Genomic DNA, 13,419 nt, shown 5'->3' with positions numbered 1-13,419 from the left:
GTTCCCCACGGATCGCCTCCAGGGCAACCCGTGATTTGAACTCCGCCGCATACCTCTTGCGCGTAACCTTGCCCATAAAACCCGTCCTCTCTCAGGTCGGATTATAGCTTAGACACCTGTCCGAAAAACGGGGTCCACCTCTGATCGAAGGATGCCCAGCCGATTGTTTTCCATCATGGCTGGCCGCTGAGTGCCGATGACTGGGACGCGCAGATGCTGTTCTTTCTGAGCAAGGTATTTCGCGTCATCGCGCATGACCGTCGCGGTCACGGGCGGTCGGCGCAGGTGAGTGACGGTCATGACATGGACCATTACGCAGCCGACGCGTCGGCCGTTCTGGAACATCTCGATCTGAAGAATGCCATCCATATCGGGCATTCAACAGGCGGGGGACAGGTGGCCCGCTATGTCGCAAAATATGGCCAGCCTCAGGGGCGTGTGGCCAAAGCTGTGCTCATCAGCGCAGTGCCGCCTTTGATGGTGCGGACGGACCGCAGCCCCGAGGGTGCTCCGATCGAAGTTCTTGATGGATTGCGGGCCGGACTGGCAGCCAATCGGGCACAGTTCTTTCTCGATGTTCCCACAGGACCGTTCTATGGCTTCAACCGCACGGGAACAGAAGTTTCCGAAGGCACGATCCGCAACTGGTGGCGTCAGGGCATGATGGGCAGTGCCAAGGCCCATTACGAGGGTATCAGGGCCTTCTCCGAAACGGATCAGACCGAGGATCTGAAGGCCATCACAGTGCCGGTGCTTGTGCTGCAGGGCGATGATGATCAGGTCGTGCCTTACCAGAACGCTGCGGTCCTGCAGGGCAGGCTGATTCAGGACAGCACGCTGAAAATCTATCCCGGTTATCCGCACGGCATGCACACGACACATGCAGACGTCATCAATGCCGATATTCTGGCGTTTATTACCCGATAAAGCTGTACCTCAGGCAGGGGAAGACTTTGAGCTTTCCCTGCCTGATGACCGTTGGGAAACTTTCCCGGCATGTTCGGTATTTACCGAAAGAAAAGCTGCTTCGTGGCGTAGGACAGCCAGATCTCGTGATGGGCGAACCAGTCCGAGCCCAGAAGCATGTCGGCCTGATCGTGGACGGGGGCGACGGTCAGGACCGGGTGTGTCCAGACGGTGCCGCCCAGCTCCAGTTGTCCGAAACGGTGCCAGTGATACTGGCGCTCCCCGAGATCCACGCCCGCCGTCAGACCGCCCGGGTCCCGCGCGAGTTGCATGTCGGTCAGGCCGATGCGGTAGGCGAAGTCCGTGCTGACGATATGCGAGCGCGCGCCACTGTCCAGAAGGGCCGTGCCCTTCACGCCATCCAGCGTAAAGGCCACCATCAGGCGTCCGGACTGACGCTGCACGGGGATTGTCGTCCAGTGTCCGCTCCAGGCGGGAGGCTGATGGCAGACGCTGGAATTCAGGCGCACCGTCCAGAGTGTCAGGCGCTGATGCGGGACATCGAATTCCAGATCGTAATCCGCCAGCACATCCGCCCCCAGCAGACCGTAAACGGGGGGCCTGATCATGGGTGAACCCGGCAGGATTCCAACGGCCATCGTCCCCATCCCTAGGGGAAGCTCGCCCGCCGAACGTGTTCCCAGCCGCAGGTCCTGAATGCGGATATTCGGTACGAGGCGCGGGCTGCCATTGGGGCCCTGCATCATCGTGCGATGTTCGGGATCGGCCGGCAGGTGCAGCGCCGAGACGCCCTGCGGCGTCATGAGGCTGCCTTCGGAACCGGTATCCACGATCATCGAGGCATCCTGCCCGTTCACCGTGACCGGCACGCTCAGATAACCGCCATCATCGCGAAGCGGCAGGACGACGGCCGGGGCCATCTCGCAGGTGGAAGCAGCATGAACGGTTGTTGCACACAGCGTCATGCCCAGAAACAGGGCAGCTGGCAGCGTGCGTTTCATGATCCCTGACCCGAGCGCGGATGCGCCTTGCGCCAGACATCCAGCAGGTGCTTCTCATCCGCCAGCGTATAGGCCTGCGTCGTGGAGAGGCTGGCATGGCCCATCAGTTCCTGAATGGTGCGCAGGTCGGCCCCGCCTTCCATCAGATGAGTCGCAAAGGAATGGCGCAGGGCATGAGGGGTGGCGGAATCGGGCAGGCCTTCACCCTTGCGCCAGTTCCGCATGGCGCGCTGGGCCACGCCGGGATTGAGCCGCCCACCCCGTACTCCGCAGAACAGGGGCGCATCGGGAGCGGGAGAGGGATGGGCCGCTTTCCAGCTTTCCAGCGCCTCGATCACGGCCGGAAGCAGGGGCACGAGCCGTTCCTTGCCGCCTTTGCCGACCACGCGCAGCATGTTCTGTCCCGCATTGGTCAGGTCCCGGATGTCGAGCGAGAGCGCCTCGCCAATCCGCAGCCCGGTGCCATAAAGCAGCGTGAACAGTGCCCGGTCCCGCAGGGCGGCCTGACTGGTCTCGGCATCATCGGAAATGCCTTCCGCCGCGGCCAGTGCGGCGTCCTGTCCCAGCGGGCGGGGCAGACGCTTTTTCATACGCGGTGTGGCGAGCAGGGACGGAGCCGGGTTAGAAAGATCATGTCGCAGGGCCAGATACCGGTAGAACGAACGGAGGGCCGAGACATGTCGCGCCCGCGACCTTGCCCGCGAGTCGGCGCTGGTGGTACGGCGGGTCGGTTTCTCGCTGCGGGCCGTTTCATGGGCGAGCCAGGCGCGCAGATCAGCGAGTGAGAGTTTTCCCAGGTCTGCCAGTGTGACCTCGCCGCCCAGATGCTGCTGGAAAAACGTCAGCGCCAGCAGGATGTCATGGCGGTAGGCCTCGACGGTGCGCGGGCTGGAGCGCTTCTCATGCGTCAGCCATTCGGTCCAGTCGCGCAGGGCATCAAGCGCCATCAGTGTGGCCGTCATGGCATTTCGGAGCGTGGGAGGTTAGATACGGTCATGGCATCCAGCAGCCTATCCAAGCCTGATCCCCGGCGAAAGCCACCTTCCGCCGGAACGCGCGTTTCGGTGCTCGTGCCGCTGCCGTTTCCGGGGCCGCTCGATTACCTTGCGCCGATGCCGCTTGAGCCCGGAGACCTTGTCACGGTCCCGCTGGGCCGACGCGAAACCGTAGGCTGTGTCTGGGAAACCGATCGCACCCTGCCTGCCGATTTTGCGTTGCCGGTCGGCCGTGAAGTTCCGCTTGCGCGTCTGCGTCCTGTCATCGGGAAACTGGATGTCCGGCCGCTTCCGCAGAGCCTGCGCCGCTTCATCGACTGGGTCGCGGCCTATACGCTGACCCCGCCGGGCCTAGTGCTGGCGATGGCGACGCGGATTCATCTGAAGGACGCGCCCAAGCCTGCGTTGGGCTGGGTACGGACGGAGATGCCGGAAGGTGATCTGCGTATCACGCCAGCCCGTCGCTCGGTGCTCAATTTTGCTTCGTCCACGCCCATGACGACCGCCGAACTAGGCGCGCGGAGCGGGGCAAGTGCTGCCGTGATCCGCGGCCTTGCTACGGCCGGTCTGCTGCGCGAGGCCGTTATTGCTGTGGCCGCCCCGTTCGCAACACCGGACCCGAGCCATGGCGCGCCAAAACTTTCCGAAGAACAGGCCGAAGTCGCGCAGGAACTTTGTGGGCCTGTCGAAGCCGGACGGTTTCAGGTCACACTGCTCGAAGGCGTGACCGGATCGGGCAAGACAGAGGTCTATTTCGAGGCCGTGGCGGCCTGTCTGGCCAAGGGAAAGCAGGTTCTGGTCCTGTTGCCGGAAATCGCGCTTTCTGCCCAGTGGACGGACCGTTTCATCCGCCGCTTTGGCGCAGAACCCGCCGTCTGGCATTCTGATCTCGGAGCCAAAAGGCGGCGCGAGACATGGCGGGCGGTGGCGGAAGGCAGTGCCCGCGTTGTAGTCGGTGCCCGTTCGGCGCTGTTTTTGCCGTTTTCCGAGCTGGGCCTTGTTGTGGTGGACGAGGAGCATGAGAGTGCCTTCAAGCAGGAAGAGGGCGTCATGTATCACGGCCGGGACATGGCGGTCGTCCGCGCGCGTCTGGCGGATGCACCGGCCATTCTCGTCTCCGCGACGCCATCGCTTGAAACGCTCGCGAATGTGGAAAGCGGCCGCTACCGGCATGAACTCCTGACCGCGCGGCACGGCGGGGCAACCCTGCCGGATGTCTCACTCGTGGATATGCGGGCCGATCCGCCGGAGCGCGGACTATTCCTGTCGCCCAAGCTCTGCACCGCCATCGACGAAACGCTGGAGAAGGGGGAACAGGCCATGCTGTTCCTCAACCGGCGCGGCTATGCGCCCCTGACGCTGTGCCGGGCGTGTGGGCACCGGATGCAGTGTCCGAACTGTTCGGCCTGGCTGGTGGAACACCGGGCCCGCGGCATCCTGACCTGCCATCACTGTGGCCATACCGAGCGGATTCCGAAGGATTGTCCGGAATGTCACGCCGAGAACTCGCTCGTGCCTATCGGGCCGGGGATCGAACGCATTACCGAAGAAGCTAAGCTCCGGTTTCCGGACGCGAAACTGCTGGTGATGTCGTCTGATACGCTCGGCTCCCCTGCTGCCACGGCGGAAGCGGTCCGGAAGATTTCGGATGGAGAGGTCAACCTCATCATTGGCACACAGATCGTCGCCAAGGGCTGGCATTTCCCCAAGCTGACGCTCGTGGGTGTCGTCGATGCCGACCTGGGGCTGGGCGGCGGGGACCTGCGGGCGGCGGAGCGGACCGTGCAGCTTTTGCATCAGGTTGCGGGTCGTGCGGGTCGTGCCGAGCATCGTGGCCGCGTGCTGCTTCAGAGCTATGTGGGTGAGCATCCGGTCATGACGGCGCTGGTGTCCAACGATTTCCAGACGTTCATGGAACAGGAAGCCGAGCAGAGACGGCCCTCTTTCTGGCCGCCGTACGGACGGTTGGCCGCCCTGATCGTCAGTGCCCCGAGTGCCGAAGCTGCGGATGCGCTGGCACGGGAGATCGCGCTTTCTGCGCCGGAGCGGGAAGGGGTGCAGGTTCTGGGACCAGCTCCGGCCCCGCTTGCCGTTCTTCGCGGACGGCATCGCAGGCGACTGTTGCTGCGGACGATGCGGGGCATCGCTGTGCAGCCGATCCTGCGGGAATGGCTGGCCGATATCAAACCAGCCGGGGGAGCAAAGGTCGATATTGATATCGACCCCATCTCCTTTCTCTAGGGCTGGAAAATCAGCCCTTGCGCTTGCGGAAGAACTCGACCGTGGCGGTGACGACTGCGATGACGGCAAGGATCTGCTGGAAGTAGGGGCGGAAGCGCTTGGGGCCGAAGGTCGCCATGGCCGTCATGCCAGCCAGACCGATTTCACGGGCGCGCGTGGCCTTCTGACAGCAGGTCTTCATCTTGGAGCAGCAGCTCTTCTTGGAACCGGCCTCGGGGATAACGGTTGCATGGGCGGGGGAATGCTTTGTCATGCGAAAATCTCCTGAAAAAAGGAATCAGGGGATGAACACCCGGCAATACAAGGGGTTGCCAGAGCAACGACAGTGAGACGCCGTGCGGAGCCTCAGTCCTGCTGGCCGTCGCGGGCCTTTTCCAGCTTTTTGAGCTGTTTGTCAGAATCGGGTGATTTCGGATTCAGCAATAGCATCTGATGGAAGGCCTGCAGAGCCGCATCCGGTTCATTGCGGTCGTGTTCGGCTTCGGCAAGCATCCCCCAGGCCGTTGGATCGCCGGGATCGGCCTGAAGCTCAACGCCCAGATCCGAGATGGCGCCGTTATTGTCACCGGCCATCAGGCGGATGGCTGCGCGCTGGCGATACAGGATGGACTGGTCGGGCTGGATGGTGATGGCGGAGGTCAGATCATCCTGTGCCCGCTGGAAATCATGTTTCTCCAGCGCATCATGCGAATCGCTGATCAGCATCTGCACGCTGCCGGTCAGGGCACGGCTGCGGAGTCCTTCCGCACGATCGGCGATTTCACCGGCCTGCTTTTCATTCCTGGCCATGGCGAGAGCCTTTTCGGCCTCCACAAGGCGATCGTGGAGTGTACGGCGGGGATGAAGTGTCGGGGATTTGGGAGAGGCCTTCGCAGTCCCTGCTGCGGGAGCGGGCTGGACAGGCGGTGCAGCCGGAGGGGCTGCGGGGCTGGAAACCGGCGGATTTGCCGCAGGTTCAGCCCGAACTGGCAGACATGTCAGGGCCGGGGTACAAAGCAGAACGGCGCCAGCCATCAGCCAGCGCCGTCCGTCTGTCATCCGGCAGACCAAGGGGTTCAGCCCTGGCGAGCCTTCATGCGCGGGTTCTTCTTGTTGATGATGTAAACGCGGCCGCGGCGGCGGACAACGCGGCAGTCCTTGTCGCGGACCTTGGCGGACTTCAGGCTGTTGCGGATCTTCATGGTGATCAGGCTCTCGACGGGTAAGGCCCTTGCGGACCGGACAGCGGGCCGGAACGCCCGCGAAAGAATGGCCCCGCTTACCGATCCCGCCATGCAGAGTCAAGCTGACAAGCCGTCTGGCCGGCGGAATTCCTCGATGTCGCCCTTTTGCAACATGCTGCAACAGCGGCGTTCCGGGTCTTTGTTGCGGCGATATTTTCTCCTAACGTAAACTTCATGATCAAGCGCCATTCCCGTCCCGCCCGTCTGCTGGCCCTTCTTCCTCTCGCCGTCGCCCTGGCCGCGCCCGTCATGGCCCGGGCCGATGACGGCGACGCCAAGACCAATGACGACGATCCCACGATCAACCAGCAGGGATTCGCCATCAACAAGATCCTGCGGGTGTTGCAGACCAATCCGGACGCGGCAGGCGATTCCTGCATCAATGCGCTCAAGGAGATGCACAAGGCGCAGACGGCACTCGGCAAGGAAGAGGGCATCGATCCCGAGCACAATCAGGATATCGGCGTGGCGCGCGATGTCCTGTCCTCCGAAATGGAGGACGTCACGAATATGTGTGGTGCCGATGCCCGAACCTATTGCCGCAGTGCGGCCACGCATCCGGACCCCAAGCTGACTGCGGCCTGCAACGCCCTGCCAACCGAAGAAGACTAGCCTGCAGACAGACACATCCGCGTGAGGATCTGTCTGTCAAAGCGTGTCCAGAGGATTTGAGGACTAACTTTTCCGGGCAAGCGCTCCTAAGGTTTGAAGTCTGATTCTGGTAACGAGGGCCGTGGGACTGTTTCTGATGAAGTCTGTGCCGGGTGGGGAGCAACGCTCTTGACCGCAGCACTACAGTCAGTTCTTCGCCCGGGGTGGCTCCAGTTCAGTCTCAGGACCTGGTTTGCACTTGTTCTGGCGCTTGGAACGGCCTTCTGGTCCCAGCTTGATTCGCCTGCCAGTGCGGGCGTGACCGTCATGATCCTGGCCCAGCCCCTGCGTGGCCAGGCGCTGTCCAAGGCGTTTTATCGTCTGGCCGGCACCGTACTTGGCGTCAGCGTCTCCATCATTCTCGTCGCCATGTTCAATGAGGAGCGGGCCCTCTCGCTGGGTGGGGCGGCCCTGTGGATTTCAGCCTGTGCCTTCGTAGGCTCATTGGAGCGCGATTTCCGGTCCTACGGGGCGCTTCTGGCAGGTTATACGGTTGCGCTGGTGGCTATCCCCACGATGGATGACCCGCAGAACATCTATCCCGTCAGCATCGCCCGTGCCTCTGACATTGCCATCGGCGTGGCCTCTATCGCGGTCGTTAATATTCTCTCCGGCTCTCCGGAAGCCTGGCGCCGGCTGTCCGAGGCCATGGAGACGCTGTCCCATCGCGTGCGTCAGACCGGCAAATCCGCCGTCATGGGCGAGCCGATTGCTACGCCGGAGGAAATGATCGGGCTGAGTGGCGAGATCCTCGCGCTCATGACCCAGATTTCCTATGCGCGGACCGAAGTGGAGCGTGGACGTCTGCGGATGGCGGGCGCGCGGCTCGGCATCATCGGCATGCTGACCGTCCTGACCACCAGCCGTGCCATTGCCTGGCTTCTGGAAACCGGCGGCATTTCCGATCTCCTGATCCGTCACGTCCGCGCCTGGCATGAACGCTCCGAGGACGGTACGACCCGTCTTGAAACGATGGACACGATTCTGGATGGCATCCGCAAGGAAGACCCGGATTTCGTCCCTTCGGCGCGGGAAGCCTGGTTTTTCGAACGCTGCTCGACGCTTCTCAGTAACCGTCTGCACATCCGCACCGGCATGAACACGCTCCTGCGCGCCACACCGGCGGGCGATGCGCTCAAGCTGGCCCATCTGGAGAGCAATCCGGACTATGTGACGGCGTTCATTAACGCGATGCGGGTCCTGCTGGGGTTTAGTGTCGCCTCCGCGCTCTGTCTTGCGTCCAGCATTCCGGCGTCTGTCACGGCCCTGTCGCAGACGGCGCTGGTGCTGACGCTGGCGTCCACGGCGATCGACACCGCGCAGTTCGGTAAGGGGGCCATCATCGGCATGCCTGCTGGCATTCTCGTGGCCGCCTGGCTGGACTTCATGATCCTGCCGCATGTGGAAAGCATGCTGGGTCTGGCGCTGGTGCTTCTGCCACAGACCATCGTGTCCTGCCTGCTGCTGATGAACCCGAAAACCAGCGCCATCGGCTTCAATTATGGCGTGTTCTTTCTGGTGTTCATCGGGCTCGGCAATCACCACAATTATGACCCGCTGGCTTTCATCACGCGCAACACCTTCTATGCGATGGCGGCGGTGCTCTCTTTCGTGCTGCTGGTCCTGCTCTGGCCGCCCACCGCGCGACGGCATCGTTTCCGGCTGGCAGTCTCCATCGCCTATGATCTGGAAACGCAGCTTGCCGGACATGGCGAGCGCATGGGGCCGCCGCTGCTCAGTCGGAAATACGAACGCCTCAGTCAGTTCCTGATGTGGACGGACCGGATGCAGGACCCTGGTCTGCGTTCCCGGCGCGTTTTCAACCGGTTCGTGGCGCTGGAAGATTTTTCCAGCACGATTGCCCGCGTCCGGCACTATCTGGATGAGGCCGGGCATCTGCACGGTCTCAAACCCATGGTCCGTCATGTGCGGCGTCTGCTAGCCCATGACAAGCTCGGCCTTCTGGAGGCTGAAATCCCCGAACTTCAGGCCATGTTCTTCGAGCGCCTTTCGGAAGGCATCCGCGAAGAGCAGTCCATGATCATCAACTGTATCGGCGGTCTGGAAGCGGTCCGGACGATGGTGCGTCTGAACCGTTCGGCTGTGCATCACTACGGGATAGGACGCAAGCGATGGTAATGACACAGGTCGTCGATCTTGATGGCGTGCTGGTTTCGGCCTTCGTCATCAATCTGGCGCTGGCGCTGGTCACGCTCGGGATCCTGCGCTGGATCATGGGCTGGTTTGACCTGTGGCGCTTCGTCTGGGACCCGCCACTGGCCCAGTTCGGCATCCTGATCTGCCTGGTTGGCATCTACACCCTGATCCTCTGACCCCTTTACTCCCGCTCCGAATTCCATTTTTCGAAACCAAGGTGACCGTCCCGTGCTTGCCAGTGCCCATCGCCTGATCCGCTTGACCATCACGCTCTGCATTCTCGTGGTGGCGGCTCTCGTGGTCGTCATTCTGTGGGATTACTACACGGCTTCCCCCTGGACCCGGAACGGACAGGTGCGTGCGCAGGTTGCCAATATCGCGCCGCGTGTGTCGGGACAGATCCTCGAAGTGCGGGTGAAGGACAACCAGTTCGTCCACAAGGGGGACGTGCTCTATGTCATTGACCCGTTCGACTTCAAGGTCGCGCTCGATACGGCCAAAGCGCGCGTTGCCGAGCGCAAGGCCGATCTGGAATTCCGTGTCGTTCAGGCCCAGTGGCGCAAGGCCATCCCCGGCACGGCTGTCTCCGTCGAGGAAAAGCGGCAGTATGAGGCTCTGTCCCAGCAGATGCAGGCCCAGTACGATGCGGCGCAGGCTGCGGAACGTCAGGCCGCGATCAATCTCGAGCGAACGGAAGTCCGCAGTTCCATCGACGGCATCGTGACCAACCTCATCATGCGTCCCGGTGACTTCGCAACGGCCGGTGTGGTCAACATCCACATCATCGACACCAGTTCCTACTGGGTGGACGGCTATTTCGAGGAAACCAAGGTTCATGATCTCGACGAGGGAGATCTCGTCCGCATGGATCTGATGGGTTATCACGACCCGCTCTTCGGCCATGTCGAGAGTATCACCCGCGGTATCGCCAGCAACAACGCCCTGGTGAACAAGCAGGGGCTGCCGGAAGTGGACCCGGTCTATACCTGGGTCCGTCTGGCCCAGCGTATCCCGGTCCGTGTGAAGATCGACAAGATCCCCGATGACCTGACGCTTGCCGCTGGCATGACAGCCACCGTGACCGTCGTGTCAGAAGAGGGCAACCGCCGTCACCGCTCCACCCACGCCGCCTTCCAGCACTTCGGCGACGACGTCCGCCACTTGTTCGGGCACAGATAAGGATTTGGGAATAAAAGTTTTTGGGTTCCGCCTTTTTTCAAAAAGGCGGAGAGCGGTGAAGCTTTTTGAAAAAAGCTTCACCAAAAACTTTTATTCACTGGGGCCTTTCCAGGCTTTGTCGATTGCCCAGATGGCGAAGGCCTGGACTAAGGCGACTTCTTCCAGTCTTTTGAAGCGGCCTGATGAGCCGCCATGTCCAGCTTCCATATTGATGCGGCACAGGAACGGGCCGCCTGACGTCACTTCCCGCAGTTTGGCGATCCATTTCGCGGGTTCCCAGTACGTTACGCGTGGGTCGGACAGGCCGCCCATTGCCAGAACCGGCGGGTAGGTTTTGGCGGCGATATTGTCATAGGGCGAATAGCTGGCGATCAGGTCATAGGCGGCGGGGTCTTCCAGCGGATTGCCCCATTCCGGCCATTCCGGCGGCGTCAGGGGCAGGGAGACGTCGGACATGGTGTTGAGCATGTCCACGAACGGCACCTGTGCGGCGATGCCCGCGAAAAGCTCGGGCGCCATGTTCGTGATCGCGCCCATCAGCAGCCCACCGGCCGAGCCGCCCTGCGCGACGATACGGCCCGCCGCGCCATAGCCTTCCGAGACAAGGTGTCGGGCGCAGGCGATGAAATCGATGAACGTGTTGGGCTTTTTCGTCCCGCGTCCATCCAGAAACCAGTTCCAGCCCTTTTCGGACCCGCCGCGGACATGGGCGATGGCATGGATCCAGCCCTGGTCCACCAGGCTGAACACGGTCGTGGAGAAATCGGCGTCCATGGCAATGCCGTAGGAGCCGTATCCGTACAGAAGCAGCGGTGCCGAGCCGTCCAGAGCCTGCCCTTTGCGCATCAGCACCGTGATGGGAACCTGCGCGCCGTCCGGAGATGTTGCGAACAGGCGGCGCGTTTCGTAGCGGCTCGCATCATGGCCGGATGGGACCTCGCGGATCTTGCGCAGAACGCGCTCGCCGCTCGCCATGTCGTAATCGTACCAGTGCGCCGGATTGGTCGGCGACTGGTAGATGTAGCGCAGGATGAGGGCCTCATATTCCAGCGTGCCCAGCATCGTCAGGTCATAGGCAGGCTCATCCATGCCGATCGCTTTGGCCTGCGCGCGGATATCGCCCTCCGTGCCTTCGGACACGACGAGAATATGGATGTTTCCGTCCCGACGCTCGGCCCAGGCGAGATGCCCGCGCGAAGCGCTGGCCCCCAGCAGATAATGGCCCTCGCGGTATGGCACGAAGGGTTTCCAGTTCTCGCGTCCCGTGGCCGTGTCGGGCGTCTGCATGAACTGGAAATCCACGGCCCCGCCCGCATTGGTCAGGATGATAAAGCGGTCGTTCCAGTGCGTCAGGGAATAGCGCTCGCCCCGCACCAGAGGAGCCGCCACGACGGGCAGGGCCGTCGGGTCGGAAGCCGGGATGAGCAGCGTCTCGTTGGTATCATGATCGCCGCGCTCGATGACGATCCACTTGCGGGATGCGCTGACGCCGATGCTCAGGAAGAACCCCGGATCGGTCTCGTCAAAGACCAGAACGTCCTCGCCCCCCGTCAGCGGGCGGCGATAGATTTTTGACGGGCGGCCATTGTCGTCCCGGTAGATCCAGAACAGCCACTGGCTGTCGGGAGAAATGGCGAAGCTGCCCGTCGTGCTCGGCACTGGTGGAGCGCAGAGTTCGCCCGTCTCTAGATCCTCGACCTGAATGCGATAGACCTCGGAGCCCTGAATGTCCTCCGCATAGACGAAATAGCGGTGATCGGGGGAATGATCGGTCTGCGAGAGCGCATAATAGTCATGCTGCTTCGCCAGAGCATCGGCGTCGAGAAGCACCTGCTCCTCGCCACCGCCGCGTGGGCGGCGGACCCGCAGGGGATGCTGGGCTCCGTCCTCGAAGCGGACATAATATTCCCATGGGCCATCCGGGACCGGCACGGAGGACTCCGCTGGCGGGATGCGGCCGATCATTTCCTGAAGCAGCGTCTCGCGCAGCGGTTCCATGCCTGCCAGCACGGCCTCTGCATAGGCGTTCTCCGCCTTCAGATGCGTGGCGATGTCTTCGCGCAGGACGGACGGGTCCCGCAGGACCTGCTGCCAGTTCTCATCCTTCATCCAGGCATAGGGATCCGTGCGTGTCCGGCCAAGCTGCGTGATCGTGATGGGATCGCGTCTGGCAACGGGCGGAACGGGAGCGGCGGAGGGCGCATCGGGGATCTGTGACATGGGGTGAACTGTGACGCAGAAACTGTGCCCGTTCAATCCATGCGTTCGGGCAAACGCAGGTGAATATCCGGCCTGATAAAATGGAGCTTTCGGAAAGTTCCCGCATGACGGCCATGAGGAAAAAGGGTGCGCTCCAAGAAACCGCCCGGAGCCTCGCGTGTTACAAATGCAACGGAGCATCCCAGCCGATGTTCCAGACCAGGTGAGTTCTGTTTCTTCTCTCATGACAGGAGCAGATCGCCCTGTAGACAGAAAGAAGAGTACCATGATTTCGAACAAATATTTTGCTGTTCTTGCCGCTGCCGGTCTGTCCATTTCCGGTGCCGCATTTGCGCAGGGTGTGCCGCCGATCCCGCAGAGCAGCCCCGTCCCGACGATTCCGGCTGGAACGCAGGCCACGCTGCCGTCTGCCAATCTTCAGGCCGTTGCCGGTGGCAAGAATGTTCTGAGCGCAGCATCGCCGGGAACGCTGGGTGCCGATGGTCTTCCGTCCATCCAGAATGCGCAGGCTGGTAACGTCGCCGGACTGACCTATTACTGCACGCATCACAAGCTGGTGCTTGGCACGTCCCCGATCGTGGCCGCCCGTACGCTGGCCAAGCGTCCGGATGTCCAGAACGACCAGTTCTACTCGCTGGGTGGCAAGGGCATGCTGCAAATGCAGGGCGGAAACGTCTTCGATATCGGCACGCTCCCCAAGGACAAGCGTGTCATGACGTGTAATGACCTCATCAAGAAGGCCCAGTCCCTTGGTGACTCGGCTGTCGTTGGTCACTGAGGTCTGACGGTGTCATGAGGGAAAGCCCTCATGAAAAAAGCCCCGGC

At 62.2% G+C, this 13,419-nt stretch carries 12 protein-coding genes and 1 pseudogene; 7 read left to right on the top strand and 6 right to left on the bottom strand.

Going from position 1 to position 13,419, the window contains the following annotated elements; translation table 11 throughout:
- Positions 1 to 147 precede the first annotated feature (147 nt).
- Positions 148 to 927 (top strand): annotated as a pseudogene (locus HKD24_RS06835) (alpha/beta fold hydrolase); the annotation flags it as partial.
- Between the two features lie 80 nt (positions 928 to 1,007).
- Here the strand turns inward: HKD24_RS06835 and HKD24_RS06830 are convergent.
- Positions 1,008 to 1,928, bottom strand: coding sequence for a retroviral-like aspartic protease family protein (locus HKD24_RS06830; protein WP_194259603.1), 921 nt, complete (start codon positions 1,926 to 1,928; stop codon positions 1,008 to 1,010).
- Positions 1,925 to 2,878, bottom strand: coding sequence for a tyrosine recombinase XerC (locus tag HKD24_RS06825; protein ID WP_194259616.1), 954 nt, complete (start codon positions 2,876 to 2,878; stop codon positions 1,925 to 1,927). The genes HKD24_RS06830 and HKD24_RS06825 overlap by 4 nt, the downstream gene beginning before the upstream one ends.
- 45 nt (positions 2,879 to 2,923) lie before the next feature.
- Between HKD24_RS06825 and HKD24_RS06820 the strand changes: the two genes are divergently transcribed.
- Positions 2,924 to 5,164, top strand: coding sequence for a primosomal protein N' (locus HKD24_RS06820; protein WP_194259602.1), 2,241 nt, complete (start codon positions 2,924 to 2,926; stop codon positions 5,162 to 5,164).
- A gap of 10 nt (positions 5,165 to 5,174) precedes the next feature.
- Here the strand turns inward: HKD24_RS06820 and HKD24_RS06815 are convergent, their stop codons facing one another.
- The 3 genes from HKD24_RS06815 to ykgO form a co-directional block, all read right to left on the bottom strand.
- Positions 5,175 to 5,417 carry a hypothetical protein gene (locus HKD24_RS06815; protein ID WP_194259601.1) on the bottom strand — a complete coding sequence of 81 codons (243 nt, stop codon included), beginning with the start codon at positions 5,415 to 5,417 and terminating at the stop codon, positions 5,175 to 5,177.
- 92 nt (positions 5,418 to 5,509) lie between these two features.
- Positions 5,510 to 6,178: a tetratricopeptide repeat protein gene (locus HKD24_RS06810; protein WP_228124224.1), complete on the bottom strand. Its 669-nt coding sequence runs from the start codon at positions 6,176 to 6,178 to the stop codon at positions 5,510 to 5,512.
- Positions 6,179 to 6,219: 41 nt separating this feature from the next.
- Positions 6,220 to 6,345: a type B 50S ribosomal protein L36 gene (gene ykgO / locus HKD24_RS06805; RefSeq protein ID WP_007281615.1), complete on the bottom strand. Its 126-nt coding sequence runs from the start codon at positions 6,343 to 6,345 to the stop codon at positions 6,220 to 6,222.
- Positions 6,346 to 6,561: 216 nt separating this feature from the next.
- On the opposite strand from ykgO, the gene HKD24_RS06800 reads away from it, so the two are divergent.
- From HKD24_RS06800 to HKD24_RS06785, 4 genes are all read left to right on the top strand, one after another.
- Positions 6,562 to 6,999, top strand: a complete 438-nt coding sequence (locus HKD24_RS06800; protein ID WP_194259599.1) for a hypothetical protein — start codon at positions 6,562 to 6,564, stop codon at positions 6,997 to 6,999.
- 168 nt (positions 7,000 to 7,167) lie between these two features.
- Positions 7,168 to 9,177 (top strand): FUSC family protein, encoded by a 2,010-nt coding sequence (locus HKD24_RS06795; RefSeq protein WP_194259598.1) that lies wholly within the window; start codon positions 7,168 to 7,170, stop codon positions 9,175 to 9,177.
- Entirely contained in the window at positions 9,177 to 9,371 is a 195-nt protein-coding gene (locus HKD24_RS06790) for a DUF1656 domain-containing protein (protein WP_194259615.1), read from the top strand. Before HKD24_RS06795 ends, HKD24_RS06790 begins: the two co-directional genes overlap by 1 nt.
- Before the next feature lie 52 nt (positions 9,372 to 9,423).
- Complete coding sequence (locus HKD24_RS06785) at positions 9,424 to 10,374, top strand: efflux RND transporter periplasmic adaptor subunit (RefSeq protein WP_194259597.1); 951 nt, start codon at positions 9,424 to 9,426, stop codon at positions 10,372 to 10,374.
- Between the two features lie 90 nt (positions 10,375 to 10,464).
- On the opposite strand, the gene HKD24_RS06780 is transcribed toward HKD24_RS06785, so the two are convergent.
- A complete protein-coding gene (locus HKD24_RS06780; RefSeq protein ID WP_194259596.1) occupies positions 10,465 to 12,594 on the bottom strand; it encodes a S9 family peptidase in 2,130 nt (709 codons plus the stop codon).
- A 265-nt stretch (positions 12,595 to 12,859) separates the two neighbouring features.
- Here HKD24_RS06780 and HKD24_RS06775 point away from each other — a divergent pair, with 265 nt between their 5' ends.
- Positions 12,860 to 13,372, top strand: coding sequence for a DUF2501 domain-containing protein (locus HKD24_RS06775; protein ID WP_194259595.1), 513 nt, complete (start codon positions 12,860 to 12,862; stop codon positions 13,370 to 13,372).
- Positions 13,373 to 13,419 lie beyond the last annotated feature (47 nt).

Origin of the sequence: Gluconobacter vitians (assembly GCF_015244565.1) — a bacterium.
In the GTDB taxonomy this organism is placed as follows: Bacteria; Pseudomonadota; Alphaproteobacteria; order Acetobacterales; family Acetobacteraceae; genus Gluconobacter; species Gluconobacter vitians.
Note: the sequence above shows the minus strand (reverse complement) of the source record. Positions and strands in the feature narration are given on the sequence as shown.

Excerpts from the sequence above, each read along its gene's own strand:
- HKD24_RS06830 (WP_194259603.1), bottom strand. The coding sequence starts at position 1,928 with ATGAAACGCACGCTGCCAGCTGCCCTGTTTCTGGGCATGACGCTGTGT.
- HKD24_RS06820 (WP_194259602.1), top strand. The coding sequence starts at position 2,924 with ATGGCATCCAGCAGCCTATCCAAGCCTGATCCCCGGCGAAAGCCACCT.
- HKD24_RS06815 (WP_194259601.1), bottom strand. The coding sequence starts at position 5,417 with ATGACAAAGCATTCCCCCGCCCATGCAACCGTTATCCCCGAGGCCGGT.
- HKD24_RS06810 (WP_228124224.1), bottom strand. The coding sequence starts at position 6,178 with ATGGCTGGCGCCGTTCTGCTTTGTACCCCGGCCCTGACATGTCTGCCA.
- ykgO (WP_007281615.1), bottom strand. The coding sequence starts at position 6,345 with ATGAAGATCCGCAACAGCCTGAAGTCCGCCAAGGTCCGCGACAAGGAC.
- HKD24_RS06800 (WP_194259599.1), top strand. The coding sequence starts at position 6,562 with ATGATCAAGCGCCATTCCCGTCCCGCCCGTCTGCTGGCCCTTCTTCCT.
- HKD24_RS06790 (WP_194259615.1), top strand. The coding sequence starts at position 9,177 with ATGACACAGGTCGTCGATCTTGATGGCGTGCTGGTTTCGGCCTTCGTC.
- HKD24_RS06780 (WP_194259596.1), bottom strand. The coding sequence starts at position 12,594 with ATGTCACAGATCCCCGATGCGCCCTCCGCCGCTCCCGTTCCGCCCGTT.
- HKD24_RS06775 (WP_194259595.1), top strand. The coding sequence starts at position 12,860 with ATGATTTCGAACAAATATTTTGCTGTTCTTGCCGCTGCCGGTCTGTCC.